Below are 16,805 nucleotides of genomic sequence, written 5' to 3' on the forward strand. Positions count from 1 at the left end.
AAAGTGACCAAGGCCATGGCACACTTGGGCCAATGAAAATTGTCGAAGTCCATCATCCGCTGGTGCAACATAAACTCGGACTGCTGCGTCGCGCCGACAACAGCACCAAGTCGTTCCGCGAGCTGTCGTCCGAGGTCGCTACCCTGCTGACCTACGAAGCGACGGCCGACCTGGAAACCGAATCGGTCGAAGTGGAAGGATGGGCCGGAGTCCCGATCCGGGTACGCCGGATCAAGGGCCGCAAGATCACCCTGGTGCCGATCCTGCGCGCCGGCATCGGCATGCTGCCCGGCGTGCTGGAGATGATCCCCGCCGCCAAGGTCAGCGTGGTCGGCCTGCAGCGCGACGAGCAGACGCTCGGCGCGGTCACCTATTACGAGAAGCTGGTCGGCAACATGTCCGATCGCACTGCGCTGATCCTCGACCCGATGCTGGCAACCGGCGGCACGCTGATCGCCACCGTCGACATGCTCAAGGCCGCCGGCGCAACGCGGATCAAGGGCCTGTTCCTGGTCGCCGCGCCCGAAGGCCTGCGCGCGGTCGAGACGGCACATCCGGACCTGGAAATCTACACCGCCTCGATCGACGATCGCCTCAACGAGCGCGGCTATATCCTGCCGGGGCTGGGCGATGCAGGCGACAAGATCTTCGGCACCCGCGCGGACTGAGAACCGTCGCCAAACGGTACTCCCGACAAACGTGGTCGGTTTGCCCAGGTTGAAATCCCACCGGCAACACCCATTTCCGATGCCTGGACTCCACACCTATTCGCAGGATCGGACTCATACGCATGAACGCAAGCACTGAAACAGAAACCCGCCAATTTGAAGCCGAAGTCGCCCAGGTCCTGCACCTGGTCACGCACTCGCTGTATTCGCACAAGGAAATTTTCCTGCGCGAGTTGATCTCCAACGCCTCCGATGCCTGCGACAAGCTGCGGTTCGAGGCGATCGCCCACCCGGAGATGACCGCCGGCGATGGCGAACTGCATATCGACGTCAGCTGTGACAAGGACGCCCGCACCATCACCATCCGCGACAACGGCATCGGCATGAGCCGCGATGAAGTCGTGGCCAACATCGGCACTATTGCCAGCTCCGGCACGCGCCGCTTCCTGGCCGCGATGGGGAACGAGCAGAAGGCCGACGCCCGTTTGATCGGTCAGTTTGGCGTGGGCTTCTATTCGGCCTTCGTGGTCGCCGACAAGGTCAGCGTGCTGACCCGTCGCGCCGACGCGCCGGCAAGCGAAGGAGTGAAGTGGGAGAGCGACGGCAAAGGTGAATACACCCTGGAACCGGTCGAACTGGCCGAGCGTGGCACCACGGTAATCCTGCACCTGAAGGCCGATGAGGACGAGTTCCTCGCCGACTGGAAGCTGCGCTCGCTGATCAACCGCTATTCCGACCACGTCGCCTTCCCGATCCGGATGCCCAGGGAAGTTGCCGACCAGGACGAAAGCGACGACGACAAGAACGAGGACGCCACGGCAGCCGACGAATGGGAAACCGTAAACGCCGCCTCCGCGCTGTGGACCAAGCCCAAGTCGGAAATCTCCGACGAGGAATACCAGGGCTTCTACAAGTCGCTCGGCCACGACTTCAATGATGCGTTGGCGTGGTCGCACAACCGCGTCGAAGGCAACCAAAGCTTCACCACCTTGCTGTACCTGCCGTCGCAGCCTCCGTTCGACCTGATGATGGGCGGGCGCGACGAGCGCAAGGGGCTGAAGCTCTACATCAAGCGCGTGTTCGTGATGGACGCCGCCGAGGAGCTGCTGCCCAATTACCTGCGTTTCGTGCGCGGGGTGATCGATGCCGACGACCTGCCGCTCAACGTCAGCCGCGAGTTGCTGCAGCACAACCGCCAGCTGGAGCGCATCAAGGCCAACTGCGTGAAGCGTGTGCTGGACCTGATCGAATCGCTGGCGCGCAACGAGCCCGATAAGTTCACCACTTTCTACAAGGCCTTTGGCAACACGCTCAAGGAAGGCATCGGCGAGGACGTCGGCAACCGCGAGCGCATCGCCAAGCTGCTGCGTTTCGCTTCCACCAAGGCCGAGGGCAACCAACAGACGGTCTCGCTGGATGATTACATCGCCCGCATGGCCGACAACCCGACCGCCAACCAGGACACCATCTGGTACATCACCGCGGAGAGCCATGCTGCCGCATTCGGCAGCCCGCAGCTGGAAGCATTCAAGGCCAAGGGCGTCGAAGTGCTGTTGATGTCCGACCGCATCGACGAGTGGATGCTCGGCTCGCTGCACGAGTACGACGGCAAGAAGTTGCAGAACGTCGCCAAGGGCGAGTTGCCGCTGGACGAGGATGACAAGGCCAGGCAGGACGCGGCCGTCAAATCCGCCGAACCGCTGGTGGCCAGGCTCAAGACCCTGCTGGGCGACCGCGTCAGCGACGTGCGCGTGTCCGCCCGTCTCACCGACTCGCCTTCCTGCCTGGCGTTGGCCGACTACGACATGGCCCCGCATTTCGCCCGGCTGATGCGCGAAGCCGGCCAGGAACTGCCCGAAAGCAAGCCGACGCTGGAGATCAATCCGCAGCACGAGCTGCTCAAGCGGGTCGAGGCGGAAACCGACGATGCCAAGGCGCAGGACCTGGCTACGCTGCTGCTGGAGCAGGCCGAGATCGCCGCCGGCGCCCCGCTGCCTGATCCTGCCGCATTCGTGCAACGGATGAACCGGGTGTTGCTGGGCTGACCAACATCCCGAGAAACGACCCACCGTCATCCCCGAGATGACCCGTCACCCCCGAAATGGCCCCGTCATCCCCGAGATGACCCGTCATCCCCGAAATGACCCGTCATCCCCGAAATGACCCGTCACCCCCGAAATGACCCGTCACCCCCGAAATGACCCGTCACCCCCGAAATGACCCGTCACCCCCGAAATGACCCGTCACCCCCGAAATGACCCCGTCATCCCCGAGATGACCCACGTCCATCCCCGAGATGACCCCCGTCATCCCCGCGAAAGCGGGGATCCAGCGACCTCCAAACCCGCCGGCCTCCGGCGGGTTTTTCATGGGGCGCCGACAAGCTCGCCGATCCGATCAATCACGATATCGGGTGGCGGCACGAAGGTCTTTCCGATCGCTTCATCGGCGTAATGGCCCTGGCGGACAAACACCGTGGTCAGGCGCGCACCCATGACCTGCTTCATCTCGGCCAGCAGTCGCGGCTTGTCATCGACCATCACGTAATGGCGCGCCGGAAACCGGCGTTGCACCGCATCGAGCATGTGCTGTTTGTGCAGGTAGATCAGCACCCGACCGTCCAAGGCGTCCCACAGGCCCGAACGCTGGACCTTGCGCGGCTGGAACACCACGTCGCCATCGGACAGCACCACCGGCGTGCCGAGCGTGTGCAGATGCCTGACCACCTCCAGCGCTTCGGGGTAAAGGCGCTGCGCAAACGGGTACTCAAGCAGGAAGTCCGACATCTGCAGCAGGTCCGGATCCGCGTCCAGACCCTCACGGAAGGCCTGCAAGGTCGCGAGGTAATCGGCATAGCCAAGATCCTCGCGGACGCTGTCGTAAAGCGACCAGTAGCGAGCGGCGTCGTCGGCCCCGAAGTCACGCACCAAGCGTGCGTCAAGATCGGCCTTGAAGCCGTCGTTATCGAGCAGGGTATTGTCGACGTCCAGCAGAAATACGACATCGCTGGGAGGTTCGGACTTCAGCATGGGGCTCACCTGTGTTTCCACCACCCTGCCCGGGTACCCGTAAACATGGTGTCTGCTCGCCATCCAGGCGTGGCAGCAGCTCCGGCTTTACGGATGGAGGCCAATTTCACGAGGGTGTCGACAAGCTATATTGTCGACCGCACCAAAAAACGGTACCCAAAGCATGAAACGTCGCGAATTCCTGATTACCGGCATCGCCGGCGGCACCCTGGCTGCTGCCGGGGTCTGGACGCCCGCCTTTGCCCGGCCGCGCAGAAAACTGCGGCTGGGCATGATCGGTACCGGCTTGCGCGGCCAGAGCCTGATGGGTTCGTTGCTGGGACGCAATGATGTCGATCTGGTGGCGTTGTGTGATATCGAGCCGATCATGCTGGGCCGCGCCGTTGCGGCAATCGAGAAGGCGGGCAAGCCGAAGCCGAAGACCTTTGGCGCCGACGGCGATGTGCATGCCTACCGCGGGCTGCTGGAGATGGATGACCTGGACGGTGTGATCATCGCCACACCCTGGGAGTGGCACGCGCCCATGGCGATCGACGCGATGCAGGCAAAAATACCAGTCGGCTGCGAGGTGGTCGCCGGCATCACCCTGCAGGAGCACTGGGACGTGCTGCGCACCCAGCAGAAAACCGGCACGCCCTACATGCTGCTGGAGAACGTCTGCTACCGCCGCGATGTGATGGCGGCGCTCAACATGGCTCGCCAGGGCGTGTTCGGCGAGATCGTCCATCTGCAGGGCGGCTACCAGCACGACCTGCGCGGGGTGGGTTTCAACTCCGGCAACCCCGACGAGCCGTACGACAGTGGCGTGGAGTACGGCGACAAGGGCTGGTCGGAGGCGCGTTGGCGGACGCAGCATTCGATCGACCGCAACGGCGACCTGTATCCCAGCCATGGCATCGGGCCGTGCGCGCACTTTGCCAATATCAATCGTGGCAACCGGTTTACCCGGATCAACTCGTTCGCCAGCAAGGCCCGTGGCCTGCACGACTACATCGTCGACAAGGCCGGCCCAAACCATCCCAACGTAACACTCGAGTTCGCCCGTGGCGACGTGGTCACCACCCAGATCGCCTGCGAGAACGGCGAGACCATCGTGTTGCAACTGGACGTCTCGCTACCGCGTCCCTACTCGCTCGGCTTCCGGGTGCAGGGCACCGAAGGATTGTGGATGGACGTCAACAACGGCGTCCACATCGAGGGCAAAAGCCCACCACACAAATGGGACGACGCCCAGGAATGGTTCCGCAAGTACGACCATCCACTGTGGAAGAAATATGCCGAGACCGCGGCTGGCGCGGGACACGGCGGGATGGACTGGTTCGTACTCAACGGCTTCGTGGAGGCTTTGAAAGCCGGCGACGCGATGCCGATCGACATCTACGACGCCGTCACCTGGAGCGCGATCACCCCATTGTCGGAGCAATCGATTGCCGGGAACTTCGAGACCCTCGACTTCCCGGACTTCACCGAGGGCCGGTGGAAGAACCGCAAACCGATCTTCGCGCTGGATACCGGTTACTGACTTCACTCCCCCGATTGCCACGCCAACCCGCGCGCGGCAATCGGGAAAGGGCTGACACGGATTTTATTTCCGCTGCGTGGCCGTCTCGTCACGGACGCCGCGAAACTCGGAATCCTTGCTCCAGTCCGGCCATTGTTGCGAGTTGGCCAGGTCGCTGCCCACCACGTACAACAACTGCAGGTCGCGCGCCATGCCGGTGAAGGGCCAGTCGGCCTGCCATTCGTCGGATGGCTGGTGATAGTGCTGGCTCGTGTATTGGTCTTCGAATGCCTTGCCTGCCTCTACGCCGCCGTCGATCAGGTCGTTGCCCGCGCCGAACGACACCGCCGGCACACCACGCTTGGCAAACGAGAAGTGATCGGAGCGGAAGAAGTAACCGGCCTCGGGCTTGGGATCGGGCGTATAGACCATGTCAAACGCCTTGGCGTCTTTGACCATGGCATCCAGCAAACCCAGCTTGGCGTTGCCCGAGATGGTGAAGTTGCGTGACGGGCCGTGCGGGCTCAGCGCATCGGTATTCAACACACCTGCGGTAGTGGCCAATGGATAGAGCGGGTTGGCGGCGTAATACTCTGACCCCAGCAGGCCTTTTTCCTCGGCGGTCACGGCCAGGAACACGACCGAACGCTCAGGCTGCGGTGCTTCGGTAAAAGCGCGCGCCAATGCAATCAAGGCGACCACGCCGGTAGCGTTGTCCACCGCGCCGTTGTAGATGCGGTCACCGGTGGCATCGGGCTCACCGACGCCCAGGTGGTCCCAGTGCGCGCTGTACATCACGGTTTGGCCGGGGTATTTGCTGCCCTCGAGGCGGCCGACCACGTTCTGCGAGGTGATGACTTCGGAGTCGACCTTGAAGTTGGCCGACAGGCTTTCGCCCTCCAGCGCCACCGGCTGGAACGCGCGCGTCTGCGCCTGTTTTTTCAGCTCGGCGAAGTCCAGCCCCGCCTGATCGAACATCTCGACCGCGAGGTCGTGCTGAATCCAGCCTTCCAGTTGGACATGCGCTTCCGCCGGCTGGTCGCGCACGATATCGAACATGGTGTTGGTATTGGAGTTCTTGACCGTGTCCCAGCCGTAGGACGCCGGCGCCGTCTCATGCACCACCAGCATGCCGACGGCACCGCGCCGCGCGGCCTCTTCATACTTGTAGGTCCAGCGGCCGTAGTAGGTCATCGCCGGGCCACCAAAGTCGCCCTCGCCGGTCTCGAAGTCCGGGTCGTTGACCAGCACCACCGCAATCTTGCCGTGCAGATCCAGGCCCTTGTAATCGTCCCAGTCGCGCTCCGGCGCGCTGACGCCATAGCCGACAAACACCAGCGGCGCGTCCTTGACGTCAACGGAGATGGAGCCATCCATCGGTGCGCGGATCGCGATTTCCTCGCCCTGGGTCAGTGCACGCGCTTTGCCGTCCACGGTCAGCGTCAGCGTTGGTACGCCAACGATATTGCTGCGTGCCAGCGGCACCGCCTGGGTCCACGCGCGTGCGCCGTCCTTCAGGTCGCCGCCGGGCTCAAGGCCGGCCGCTTTCATCCCGTTGACGATGTAGTCGACGGTCCTGGCTTCCGCCGGAGTCGCGGGTCCCCGACCCTCGAACGCGTCGGAAGAGAAAGCTTTCACTTCATCCGACAGTTGTTGCGGATTGAATGTCGGCAGGTCCGCGGCAAATGCGAACGAGCACGCGGGCAGGACAAGCGCGGAAAGGAGCAATCGTTTCAAGGTAGCTACCTGTGCGGAGGCGGTTGACCGGCTGATGCTAGCACTGGTTGCTTTGGGTTTATCCCTGAGCCCATCATCCGGCAAGCGCTTCGGCTGCAAGCACGCCGCTCATCAATGACGTCGCCACGCCGAAGCCGGGCCAGGTGGTTTGACCTGCCTGGAACAGCCCCGCAATTGCGGTGCGATGCGGAAACTGCGCACCCGCATCAGCCCCGGGCGACAGTCCGTAGATCGCACCTTCGTACAGATGCATGCGATGGCGGAAATCAGCCGGACTGCGCACGCGCTTCACCGCAATGTCGATGGGATGCAAGCGCGACAGCGCCTCGATCGCGGCATCGGCGATCGAAGCGGCGCGTTCGTCGTTCCACTCCGCGACCGGCAGCGTCTGGTCGATGGTCGGATACAGCTCGATGATGCTGCCGCCGGGCGGCGCGAGCTCGGGCATGGTGACCGTGGGCACGGTGTAACTCAGCCATTGCGGCACACCCGTTACTGGTACCAACGCCTGCTGCTGATCCTGCAGCCAAGGCAGCCGATACATGAAGTGGCTGGGCACGTTGATGACGTTCGTCAGGCCAAGTTGCAACGACAAGGCCCGCTGCGACAACGGCGCGTTTTCGGTCTTGCGCCGCATGCCGTTGGGTACGCAATCGGGATCGAGCAGCGTGGTCGCCGTCGTCATGCCACTGGTGGTCGACACCACGGCATCGTGCTCGAAGCGACCCTGTCCCACCACGTCGATGCCGCGCACGCGCCCGTCTTTCACCACGATGCGCTCGACACGCGCCCCGACGCGCAACTGGCCACCGAGGCCCACGAAGGTATCGGCGAGCACGTCGGGAATCCTGCCCATGCCGCCCTCGGGCAACCAGAACCGATCGGTCAGCATCCCGACCAGTCCGATCATCTGCATCGCCGGCGTCTGCGCGGGCGGCAGCCCGGTGTACAGCGAGATGCCGCCGAGTGCGGCTCGCAGAGCGGGATCATCGACCATCTTCTCCAGTTGCGAACCCACGGTGCCGCGCAGCTTCGGCAGCTCGCGCCAACCCTTGCGCAGCAATCGCACCAGGGAGAACGGTTGCACCACCAACTCGTCGGCGATCAGCCGCAGCATCGGCTCCCAGCGCGCGACCAGCGCTTCCAGTTCGCGCGCCCCGGCGGCCGTGCGTTCGGGCCCACCGGTCCCATCGATTCGCAACTCCAACCCATGCGCGAAGGACACCGTCGTACCGTCCGGCACCGTCGTGGTCTGCATCGCGGTGATCTGGCGCAGTGGCAGCAGCGCCTTACGATCCAGGCCGAGCCGCTGGAAGCCATGATCGAGTATCTCGGGCACCGCCACGTATATCGCGCCGTCGTTGAACGTGTAGCCGCTGAGTTCGGTGGTCGTGCAGCACCCGCCCGGGCGATCGGCAGCTTCGTAGATCGTCACCGGCAGGCCCCGGCGCAGCAATGCAATGCCTGTCGCAAGCCCGGCCACGCCGCCGCCGACGATGCCAATGGGTCTTGTTGCGCTCATGGGCCATTCCTGATGGTTATCCCGCCGTGGAACGAGAATAGCGGCCCAAGCCACGATAGCGTGAAGGGCAGTTATGCTGCGTGCGTGAATACCTACGTCGCCCTCCTGCGCGCCGTCAACGTCGGCGGCACCGGCAAGCTGCCGATGACCGAACTGCGCACCCTGTGCGAGGACGCCGGGTTCGAGAACGTACGCACCTACATCGCCAGCGGCAATGTGGTGTTTGACACCGCATCAACGGCCTCGCAGGCGAAGAAAACGCTGGAGGCGAGCCTGCAGCGCCATGCCGGAAAACCAATCGGCGTGGCATTGCGCACCGGCGCCGAGATGGCGGCGGTGTTGGCCGCCAACCCATTCCCCAACGCCGCACCCAACCGCACGGTGGCGATCTTCCTCGACAAGGCACCGCCCGCCGATTCGCTGGACCAGGTCAGCGGACGCAACAGCGACGATCTCGCGCTCGGCAAGCGCGAGATCTACGTGCACTACGGTGACGGCATGGCAGATTCGAAGCTGAAGATTCCTGCCGCGAAAACCGGTACGGCGCGAAACATGAACACCATAGGCAAGCTAGTTGGGATAGCGGGATCGTCCCTGGGCGCGCCATGGGCGGGGCCAGTGAACGGTTCCAGTGAACGGTTCAAGAAGTGAACCCGGCGCCGGTCACCCGGCTACCGCAGAGTCGCACTCAGGCTGCCAACCGCTCGCTTCGAACAACGCAGCGGCGGTCTCCGGACGTACATCGAGCAGCTCGACGATGGCCTGCTTCCGGTCATCTGCAGCAGTGACGTACGCGCGGGCGATCCGATGGCCGATCCAGTACCCCAGGTCGCCCCGCCGGTTGTCGTCGCCAGGACCGTTATAGAGCCAGCGCGACATCTCGACACCGTCCTTGTCGGCGAGGAACTCGCGCCCAAGCGTGCATTCGCGATCACGCGCCCAGCTCTGCAGGTGGGCATTGGCCACCTGCCCGGAGATCAACTCGCCAACATATTCCGCCCCACCCTCCAGCAGCACCTGATACAGCAGCGTGGGCTCGGCAACCTCAACCGCGGCGCCGTGTTGCTGCACGTGCACATACTCATGCGCGATCAGATGCACGAACCGGTCGCCGATATCGGTCTGCATCCAATCGGCATTGCACAACGTCTCCAGCCCGATGACCACTCCCGCCGGCGTGGTGACGCCGCCGGTGGTGCCACGACCAACCAAGACGGTAACCGGTGGGAAACTTGCCGACGGCAATACCGTCCCCAGCTCTGCCAAAGCGCCGACCACCCGACTGCTTATCTCCGGCAAGCGCGTCGCGCAGGTGCGGGCTTTGTCGAACAGCGCCGGCTTGTCGACAATGGCCTGGGCCAATCGCTCCATCGACCCGATCCGGATGTCATTGAAGTCGCGCAACGCGTCGCTGCCCACGTCCAGGTACCCGCGTCGCAACGCCTCGGCATCGGGCTTGCCGTGGGCTGCATCGAATGTCTGGAAAAAGCGGGTGACGTCGTCGCTGTGCACCTCGGCCGGGCTATCGCCCGATCCAGCCTCCCCCGAAAGCGCAGGCAGCGGCAATCCCGCCGCCAGCAGCACCGCCAACACACCTGACTTCACCCTGTGCCGCGGTGTGCTCACCGGAGACACGATTGCTGGCTGGCCCATCAAATCCTCCTGAGTCATGATCGAGCCGAGCAGGATACCGGCACCGTTGCCTGCCACGTGAAACCCGCCGGTACCGGAGAACCTGTTCATTCCTGGCTCCGTGCTGGAAGCATGTAAAATTACCCGTTTTCCGAAGCGGTCATGCCGCAGCGAATATGCCGCAGCAAAACATGGCCAAGGCACCGCCACGGACGCCCGTTCCCGGCCCGGCATTCATCCGCCTGTTGGTCCGTCTCACCGATGCCGACATCCAGCCGTCCAGGCACACGTTGTCGGATCGATTGAGTCAATGGATCGACTGGAACCGCGCGGTTGGCCTGTCCCGGGCACTGGATGGCCGGGTTCCCGCCGCCGCTACCGAGGTGCCGGATTTTGACGGCAGCGAGGCAAGCGAATGCACGCGCGTTCGCACCGCGCTGGTGAAGGCCATTGACCAGGCATCGGCTGCGGTCGACACGGGCGCATCCGGTTCCGGCGTGGACGATGCGTTGGTGGATTACACCGCCGTTGGCGGCCGTTATCTCGACATGCAGCGGACGATGCAGGCGGCGACCGGTCGCCTGCGCGGCCAGCTGCGCGACCGGCTCACGCACGAGACGGTCGATCTGGCCCGGCTCGCGGAAGTCGATGCGGTCATGGAGCAGACCTTGAGCCCACGCGAGAACACCTTGCTGGCCACCGTGCCGGCCCTGCTGGGACAACACTTTTTCCGCCTGCACGCGGCCGGCCAGAGCCCGTTGGCCGACCCGGAAGCCTCCGCGGTCAGCAGTGCCGTCCAGCCCGGCGCCTGGCTGGAGAGGTTCCACAAGGACATGCAGGGCCTGCTGCTGGCCGAACTGGAACTGCGTTTTCACCCTGTTGAAGGCCTGCTTGCAGCGCTTCGCACCCGATAGCTGGAACCCCAATGCCCAAAAATGCCCTTCTGTTTGTCGTGTTCCTGCTTGGTCTGCTCGCTGTGGGCTGGATCGGCGCGGGTTATGTCGGCTCCAACCTGCTCGGGGTCGGCGTCACGATGATGATCGGCGCCTGCTACCTCGCCGGCGCGCTGGAGTTGCATCGCTACCGCCACGCCAGCGCCACGCTGACACGCGCGGTGGCAGACGCCGGCAGCGCCGTCTCCGACCTTGGCGACTGGCTCGGCCGTCTCCACCCGAGCCTGCGCAATGCGGTGCGGTTGCGGATTGAAGGTGAGCGCGTGCCGCTGCCGGGCCCGGCGTTGACACCGTATCTGGTCGGCCTGCTGGTGCTGCTGGGCATGCTTGGCACGCTGATGGGCATGATGGCGACCCTGCGCGGCACTGGCCTGGCGCTGGAAAGCGCGAGCGATCTGGCGGCGATCCGTGGCTCCCTCGGCGCACCGGTAAAGGGCCTGGCCTTTGCGTTCGGCACCTCGATCGCCGGCGTGGCCAGCTCGGCCATGCTCGGCCTGCTGTCCGCGTTGTGCCGGCGCGAACGGCTGCAAGCGGTGCAGCAGCTCGACGTGGAAGTCGCGACCACCCTGCGCCCGCACTCACAAGCCTGGCGGCGTGACGAAGCTTTCCAACTGCTGCAACAACAGACCGCCTTGATGCCGACGCTGGTCGACCGGCTGCAGTCGATGATGACCAGCCTTGAGCAGCACAACCTCACCGCCAGCGAACGGCTGGCCACCCAGCAACAGGAATTCCACGCCCGCGCCGAGGCGTCCCATGAGCGCCTGGCCGCCTCGCTGGAGCAGACCCTGAAGACCGGCGTCAGCGACAACGCCCAAGCCGTCGTTGCCGCGCTGCAACCGGTGGTGACGACCACGATGGCCGGCCTCGCGCGCGAAACCGCATCGCTGCACACCCAGGTCAGCCAAGCGGTACAGCAGCAACTGGACGGGCTGTCGACCGGCATCGAGACAGTGACCAGCGCCGTCGCCGAGCACTGGACCGCCGCCGTGGCCGAGCAGCGGCAAGCCAACAACACCCTCGTCGCAGATCTGGGCGGCACGCTGGCACGCCAGCAAACCCTCAATGAACAGCTTGCGGCTCGCAACGAGCAGGCGCTCGCCACTGCCGCGACAAACTTCGATGATCGTGCCGGCGCGCTCGTCCACGTCCTGCAGCAGGCACATGCACAGCTGCAAACGCAGATGGAGTCGCGCGACCAGCACCGGCTGGCGCAATGGACCGACGCGTTCGGCGTCATGGTCGAAGAGCGCACCCGTCTGCTGGGCTCGCTTGAAACGCTGCTGAATGCCGTCAACCACGCCTCCACCGAGCAGTCCACCGCGGCGGCGCATGTCAGCGCCGGGGCGGTCGAAGTGGCCAGCCTCGGCGATGCCTTCGGCGCAGCAGTGCAGGTGTTCGGCACGTCGACCGACGCCCTGGCCGAGCGCCTGCAGCACATCGAGACCGCACTCGACAAGTCGATGAGCCGCAGCGACGAGCAACTGGCCTACTACGTCGCCCAGGCGCGGGAGGTGGTCGACCTGAGCCTGCTGTCGCAGAAGCAGATCATCGGCGAGCTGCAACACCTCGCCACCTCGCGCACAGCAGCCGAGGCGTAAACCGGATGAGCGACGAGATCGAACTGGATGACGAATCCACCTCGACCACCTGGGCCGCGTTTGGCGACCTGATGGCGGTGCTGCTGGGTGCCTTCGTGCTGATCCTGGCCGGCGTCATCGGCGTGCAGCTGCAGCTGTCCAACCAGCTGGACGAAGCGGTCAGGCAACGCCAGGCCGAAGCGCAACGGCTAAAGACCCTGGAGCAGGCCCTTGCCGCACCGTTGGCTACCGGTCGTGTCACCGTCATCAACGGCCGCATCGGGATCAGCGGCAGCGTGCTGTTCGCGCTCAACTCCGACCAGCTCCAGCCCAAAGGCCGCGACATCCTGCGGAGTATTGCCGCGCCGCTGTCGGACTACCTGCAATCGCGCGATGAGATCCTGATGGTGAGCGGCTTCACCGATGACCGGCCGGTGCTGGGCAGCAACCGCCGCTTCGCCGACAACCTGGAACTGTCCGCCGCGCGTGCCATGACCGTCACCCGCAGCCTGATCGCCGATGGCGTACCGGCCTCCTCGGTGTTCGCCGCCGCATTCGGGGCCGAGCAACCGGTCAGCTCCAACGCCGACGAAGCCGGGCGGGCGAGGAACCGCCGCGTGGAAATCGCCCCGATTCCCCGGTCCAACACGAGCTCCGCGCCCGATGCCGGATAAGGCGACCGACGTCCGCCCGCAGCTCAACGCCCGGCGCGAGCAGGGTGCCGACCACGCGGGCCCGGGAGAAAGCGCCGACGTCCCGGCACCCAGCCCGCTGCGCGCATTGCTCGACCATATCGACGCGACTCGCGGACCCGCCGAACCGCTTCCCCACCCGGACCACGCGGCAGCCCCGGCACCGCCGACCCACGCAGCGCTACCGGCATTGGCCGAGTTCCAGCAACTGTGGAATCGCGTCCGCACCGACAGCCAACTGCGCCGATCCCTGGCTGCGGTCCCCGAGGATGCCGGCCCACTGCATTCCAGCGCCCTGCTACACCGCGCGATGCGCCTGATGCACGACGCCTCACCGGGCTATCTGCAGCACTTCATCGGCTACGTCGATGCGCTGTCATGGATGGAGCAGCTGCAGGAGGATGGCGTGCTGGAACCACCCACCCCCGCCCGCAGCGGCAAGACGCGCCCGCGCAAACGCACGAAACCCCGGCGCACCTAGGGACGGTCCGGCATCGCCGCTCAGACCGGCTTTATTCCCCGCGCGACGGGATCGCAAGCCCACGCTGGACGGCCGGGCGCGCCAGTCCACGCTGCAACCAGGCATCGACATGGGCAAAGCCGTCATAGCCGACCAGCTCGCGCGCCTCGTAGAACGTGATCAGGTTGTTCACCCAGCCCAGGGTGGCGATGTCGGCGATGGTGTAGTCGTCACCCATCAGCCACGTACGGCCGTCGAGCCGCGCATCGAGCACGCCCAGCAGGCGTTTGGACTCGTCGACGTAGCGCTGCTTCGGACGCGGATCCTCGATGTCCTTGCCGCCGAACTTGTTGAAGAACCCGAGCTGGCCGAACATCGGCCCGATCGACGCCATCTGGAAGAACACCCACTGGATGGTTTCCCAACGCTGCGCCGGATCGGCCGGGATGAAGCGGCCGGTCTTGTCGGCCAGGTACAGCAGGATCGCACCGGACTCGAACAATCCCAGCGGCTGCCCGCCCGGCCCGTCCGGATCGATGATCGCGGGGATCTTGCCGTTGGGATTGAGCGACAGGAACCCGGGCGTGTGGCTCTCGTCCTGCATGATGTCGACCAGATGCGGCTCGTACGGCAGCCCGGTCTCCTCGAGCATGATCGAGGCCTTCACCCCGTTGGGCGTATTGAGCGAGTAAAGCTGGATGCGCTCGGGATGTTGCGCCGGCCAACGGCGGGTGATCGGGAAGGCGGACAGGTCGGGCACGGCGGCTCCTGGTCAATGTATGGAATGGCCCAGCTTAGGACGATCGGTCGGGATTGGCACAGCCCCGGATGGAACGGACGGTCGCCATGTCTGCGTCGGCATGACGATCCGGCAAAGTGGCCTGCCGGTACTGACGGGTGTCGATTTCCCGCCCCGTCGTTCGTCGTTTCACGACACCCCCCGCAAAGAAGGAGACACGACATGTCCTACATCGACGGCTTCGTCATCGCGGTTCCGACCGCGAACAAGCAGAAATTCATCGACCACGCCAAAACCGGCGATTCGGTGTTCATGGAATACGGCGCCACCCGCGTGGTCGAGTGCTGGGGCGACGACGTCCCGGCCGGCAAGCAGACCGACTTCCAGCGCGCGGTGCAGGGCAAGGAAGACGAGACGATCGTCTTCTCCTGGATCGAATGGCCCGACAAACCGACCCGCGACGCTGGCATGGAGAAGATGATGAAAGACCCGCGGATGGATCCAGAGACCAACCCGATGCCGTTCGACGGCGCGCGGATGATCTATGGCGGGTTCCAACCCGTTGTAGAGCTGGGTGGATCCGAAAATGCCAGATGATCAAAAGGTAAAAGGCCCCGCGTCCTACTTTCCGTCCATAGAGAAGAACTATGGCAAACCCATCAGTCACTGGCTGGCGGTGGTGGATGCGATGAAAGGCAAGAAGCACGGCGAAATGGTCGCCCTTCTCAAGTCGGAGCACGAGATGGGCCATGGGCACGCCAATGCGCTTGTTGCCTATCATCGTGCCCACGGCCAACAAGCCTGAGCAGCGATACCCGGAACACCGGCATCGCCAGCCATTTTTAGCGCCACCCCGGCCCCGAGGACCAATCCGATGCCATCCGACGGTGGGCGGATGATCTATGGCTTCTTCAGCTGCTTCTTCTTCGCTGATGCCAGTTGCCCGATGCTGCTGTCGGGCGCCGGCAGCTGTTCCGGCATGGTGCCGCCCAGCTCATCGATGGTCTGGCGTACTTTGTGCCCGACCTCGAAGTGCGTCCGGTTGGCCTCCGTACTACGTTACGCAGTCAAGCATGACCGGTACGTAGACCCCGGCTTGAAGATGAATCGGGCGCATCGACTGCCCAGGACCTTCACCTCGGATTGATCCGCGCGCGTGAATGCTCAACCGGTGATTCCACTAGCCCGGAGGATGTATGAAAAAGCTCACTGTTCTGACCTTGGCGCTGGCCGCCGCCTGCGCATCCACCGCTGCGATCGCACAGGACGCGCTGACCGAGCAGGACGTACGCGCGCAGCTCACGGCCGAGGGTTACACCAAGGTCAATGACGTGGAGTTCGAAGATGGCGTATGGAAGGCCGATGCGCGCAGCGCCGACGGCAACCGGACGGAGGTGCGGATCGACCCCGCGACCGGCAAAATCTACCCTGACACCCAGGTCGCGCAAATGAGCGAAGCCGACGTGCGCGCGCAGCTCGCGGCGGCCGGCTACGTCAACGTGCATGACGTCGACTACGAAGACGGCATCTGGAATGCCGAGGCCGACGATCCGCAGGGTATGGATGTCGAACTCAAGATCGATCCGGCCACCGGCGAGGTCATCGGCACCGCGAAGGATTGACGCACGTGGGAAACCCCAGGAGGTGACGGCGGGGCTGTCGGAAGTCGACAGCCCCGGGTCGCCCGATCAGTGTTGAGGTGCAACCCCCAGGTAGGCGCCGGCGATATCGAGCGTGGCCCACAGCTCTTTGCGCTCGATCGCGTACGAGCGGTCGAACAACTGCTCCGCCGTCGCGCGGTCACCCTCGAGCAGGTAGTAGGTGCCGACTTCGGCCAGGTCCTTCTCGTCCTTCGGGTTGTCGAGCAGGTAGCGGTCGAACAGCGGCCGTGCTTTCTCCCACTCGCCTGCTTCCTGGTAGACGCGGGCGATACGGAACACGTCGCTGTCCTCGTGCTTGCCAGTCAGCAGCGCGTCGAAGATCGCCTGCCCTTCTGCCTTGAACCCGCCGAGGTAATAAACCCGGCCCACCCCGATGCGCTCCCAGCTGCCGTTCTCGCCTGCCTGCGCGAGGGCGATGTCGAGCAGCGTATGCGCCGCTTCACGTGCATCCTTGTCGTGGTAGTCCGCCGGCGCTGGCTCGCGTTTCGCGCCGTAACCCACGCCCATGCCCATGACAAAAACCACGGCCACCGAGGCCGCTACGATCCACTTCTTCATTCCCCTTCCCCCTGATGTGATGACAGCGCCCCGTGGGCGCAATGAGTGCAACGGCATGATCGTACCGGAGCGG

17 protein-coding genes are annotated in these 16,805 nt (G+C 64.6%); 11 read left to right on the forward strand and 6 right to left on the reverse strand.

Annotated features, from left to right (window positions below; all coding sequences use genetic code 11):
• Positions 1-32: 32 nt before the first annotated feature.
• Positions 33-668, forward strand: coding sequence for a uracil phosphoribosyltransferase (upp, locus tag ACW7G6_RS10985; protein ID WP_456978548.1), 636 nt, complete (start codon positions 33-35; stop codon positions 666-668).
• A gap of 122 nt (positions 669-790) precedes the next feature.
• Positions 791-2,713 (forward strand): molecular chaperone HtpG, encoded by a 1,923-nt coding sequence (gene htpG, locus ACW7G6_RS10990; RefSeq protein WP_456978547.1) that lies wholly within the window; start codon positions 791-793, stop codon positions 2,711-2,713.
• Between the two features lie 321 nt (positions 2,714-3,034).
• Here the strand turns inward: htpG and ACW7G6_RS10995 are convergent, their stop codons facing one another.
• Complete coding sequence (locus tag ACW7G6_RS10995) at positions 3,035-3,697, reverse strand: HAD family hydrolase (RefSeq protein ID WP_456998254.1); 663 nt, start codon at positions 3,695-3,697, stop codon at positions 3,035-3,037.
• 163 nt (positions 3,698-3,860) lie between these two features.
• Between ACW7G6_RS10995 and ACW7G6_RS11000 the strand changes: the two genes are divergently transcribed.
• Positions 3,861-5,219, forward strand: a complete 1,359-nt coding sequence (locus ACW7G6_RS11000) for a Gfo/Idh/MocA family protein (RefSeq protein ID WP_456998255.1) — start codon at positions 3,861-3,863, stop codon at positions 5,217-5,219.
• Between the two features lie 63 nt (positions 5,220-5,282).
• On the opposite strand, the gene ACW7G6_RS11005 is transcribed toward ACW7G6_RS11000, so the two are convergent.
• Positions 5,283-6,935: a M28 family metallopeptidase gene (locus tag ACW7G6_RS11005; RefSeq protein WP_456978544.1), complete on the reverse strand. Its 1,653-nt coding sequence runs from the start codon at positions 6,933-6,935 to the stop codon at positions 5,283-5,285.
• Between the two features lie 73 nt (positions 6,936-7,008).
• Positions 7,009-8,457: a phytoene desaturase family protein gene (locus tag ACW7G6_RS11010; RefSeq protein ID WP_456978543.1), complete on the reverse strand. Its 1,449-nt coding sequence runs from the start codon at positions 8,455-8,457 to the stop codon at positions 7,009-7,011.
• Between the two features lie 84 nt (positions 8,458-8,541).
• Here ACW7G6_RS11010 and ACW7G6_RS11015 point away from each other — a divergent pair, with 84 nt between their 5' ends.
• Entirely contained in the window at positions 8,542-9,108 is a 567-nt protein-coding gene (locus ACW7G6_RS11015) for a DUF1697 domain-containing protein (RefSeq protein WP_456978542.1), read from the forward strand.
• A 12-nt stretch (positions 9,109-9,120) separates the two neighbouring features.
• On the opposite strand, the gene ACW7G6_RS11020 is transcribed toward ACW7G6_RS11015, so the two are convergent.
• Complete coding sequence (locus ACW7G6_RS11020) at positions 9,121-10,200, reverse strand: DUF2268 domain-containing putative Zn-dependent protease (RefSeq protein WP_456978541.1); 1,080 nt, start codon at positions 10,198-10,200, stop codon at positions 9,121-9,123.
• 80 nt (positions 10,201-10,280) lie between these two features.
• Between ACW7G6_RS11020 and ACW7G6_RS11025 the strand changes: the two genes are divergently transcribed.
• From ACW7G6_RS11025 to ACW7G6_RS11040, 4 genes are read left to right on the forward strand one after another with little or no spacing between them, the layout of a single operon-like run.
• A complete protein-coding gene (locus ACW7G6_RS11025) occupies positions 10,281-11,003 on the forward strand; it encodes a DUF3348 domain-containing protein (RefSeq protein ID WP_456978540.1) in 723 nt (240 codons plus the stop codon).
• An 11-nt stretch (positions 11,004-11,014) separates the two neighbouring features.
• A complete protein-coding gene (locus tag ACW7G6_RS11030; RefSeq protein ID WP_456978539.1) occupies positions 11,015-12,643 on the forward strand; it encodes a DUF802 domain-containing protein in 1,629 nt (542 codons plus the stop codon).
• 5 nt (positions 12,644-12,648) lie between these two features.
• Positions 12,649-13,296: an OmpA family protein gene (locus tag ACW7G6_RS11035; protein ID WP_456978538.1), complete on the forward strand. Its 648-nt coding sequence runs from the start codon at positions 12,649-12,651 to the stop codon at positions 13,294-13,296.
• On the forward strand, positions 13,286-13,795 hold the full coding sequence (locus ACW7G6_RS11040; protein WP_456978537.1) for a DUF2894 domain-containing protein: 510 nt from the start codon (positions 13,286-13,288) through the stop codon (positions 13,793-13,795). The genes ACW7G6_RS11035 and ACW7G6_RS11040 overlap by 11 nt, the downstream gene beginning before the upstream one ends.
• A gap of 31 nt (positions 13,796-13,826) precedes the next feature.
• Here ACW7G6_RS11040 and ACW7G6_RS11045 read toward each other — a convergent pair whose 3' ends face one another.
• Positions 13,827-14,534 carry a glutathione binding-like protein gene (locus ACW7G6_RS11045; protein ID WP_456978536.1) on the reverse strand — a complete coding sequence of 236 codons (708 nt, stop codon included), beginning with the start codon at positions 14,532-14,534 and terminating at the stop codon, positions 13,827-13,829.
• A gap of 201 nt (positions 14,535-14,735) precedes the next feature.
• Here ACW7G6_RS11045 and ACW7G6_RS11050 point away from each other — a divergent pair, with 201 nt between their 5' ends.
• The 3 genes from ACW7G6_RS11050 (at position 14,736) to ACW7G6_RS11060 (ending at position 16,135) form a co-directional block, all read left to right on the forward strand.
• The gene (locus ACW7G6_RS11050) at positions 14,736-15,110 is read left to right on the forward strand and encodes a DUF1428 domain-containing protein (RefSeq protein ID WP_456978535.1); all 375 of its coding nucleotides are present in this window, start codon (positions 14,736-14,738) and stop codon (positions 15,108-15,110) included.
• A complete protein-coding gene (locus ACW7G6_RS11055) occupies positions 15,100-15,318 on the forward strand; it encodes a DUF4287 domain-containing protein (RefSeq protein WP_456978534.1) in 219 nt (72 codons plus the stop codon). Before ACW7G6_RS11050 ends, ACW7G6_RS11055 begins: the two co-directional genes overlap by 11 nt.
• A gap of 391 nt (positions 15,319-15,709) precedes the next feature.
• Positions 15,710-16,135: a PepSY domain-containing protein gene (locus ACW7G6_RS11060; protein ID WP_456978533.1), complete on the forward strand. Its 426-nt coding sequence runs from the start codon at positions 15,710-15,712 to the stop codon at positions 16,133-16,135.
• Between the two features lie 66 nt (positions 16,136-16,201).
• Here the strand turns inward: ACW7G6_RS11060 and ACW7G6_RS11065 are convergent, their stop codons facing one another.
• The gene (locus ACW7G6_RS11065) at positions 16,202-16,732 is read right to left on the reverse strand and encodes a tetratricopeptide repeat protein (RefSeq protein ID WP_456978532.1); all 531 of its coding nucleotides are present in this window, start codon (positions 16,730-16,732) and stop codon (positions 16,202-16,204) included.
• Positions 16,733-16,805 lie beyond the last annotated feature (73 nt).

The sequence above is a fragment of the Lysobacter sp. A421 genome (assembly GCF_054052145.1).

Bases quoted from the DNA above. Each gene is read 5' to 3' on its own strand.
- upp (WP_456978548.1), top strand. From the start codon at position 33: ATGAAAATTGTCGAAGTCCATCATCCGCTGGTGCAACATAAACTCGGA.
- ACW7G6_RS11020 (WP_456978541.1), bottom strand. From the start codon at position 10,200: ATGAACAGGTTCTCCGGTACCGGCGGGTTTCACGTGGCAGGCAACGGT.
- htpG (WP_456978547.1), top strand. From the start codon at position 791: ATGAACGCAAGCACTGAAACAGAAACCCGCCAATTTGAAGCCGAAGTC.
- ACW7G6_RS11065 (WP_456978532.1), bottom strand. From the start codon at position 16,732: ATGAAGAAGTGGATCGTAGCGGCCTCGGTGGCCGTGGTTTTTGTCATG.
- ACW7G6_RS11040 (WP_456978537.1), top strand. From the start codon at position 13,286: ATGCCGGATAAGGCGACCGACGTCCGCCCGCAGCTCAACGCCCGGCGC.
- ACW7G6_RS11035 (WP_456978538.1), top strand. From the start codon at position 12,649: ATGAGCGACGAGATCGAACTGGATGACGAATCCACCTCGACCACCTGG.
- ACW7G6_RS11060 (WP_456978533.1), top strand. From the start codon at position 15,710: ATGAAAAAGCTCACTGTTCTGACCTTGGCGCTGGCCGCCGCCTGCGCA.
- ACW7G6_RS11055 (WP_456978534.1), top strand. From the start codon at position 15,100: ATGCCAGATGATCAAAAGGTAAAAGGCCCCGCGTCCTACTTTCCGTCC.
- ACW7G6_RS11030 (WP_456978539.1), top strand. From the start codon at position 11,015: ATGCCCAAAAATGCCCTTCTGTTTGTCGTGTTCCTGCTTGGTCTGCTC.
- ACW7G6_RS10995 (WP_456998254.1), bottom strand. From the start codon at position 3,697: ATGCTGAAGTCCGAACCTCCCAGCGATGTCGTATTTCTGCTGGACGTC.
- ACW7G6_RS11050 (WP_456978535.1), top strand. From the start codon at position 14,736: ATGTCCTACATCGACGGCTTCGTCATCGCGGTTCCGACCGCGAACAAG.
- ACW7G6_RS11025 (WP_456978540.1), top strand. From the start codon at position 10,281: ATGGCCAAGGCACCGCCACGGACGCCCGTTCCCGGCCCGGCATTCATC.
- ACW7G6_RS11000 (WP_456998255.1), top strand. From the start codon at position 3,861: ATGAAACGTCGCGAATTCCTGATTACCGGCATCGCCGGCGGCACCCTG.
- ACW7G6_RS11010 (WP_456978543.1), bottom strand. From the start codon at position 8,457: ATGAGCGCAACAAGACCCATTGGCATCGTCGGCGGCGGCGTGGCCGGG.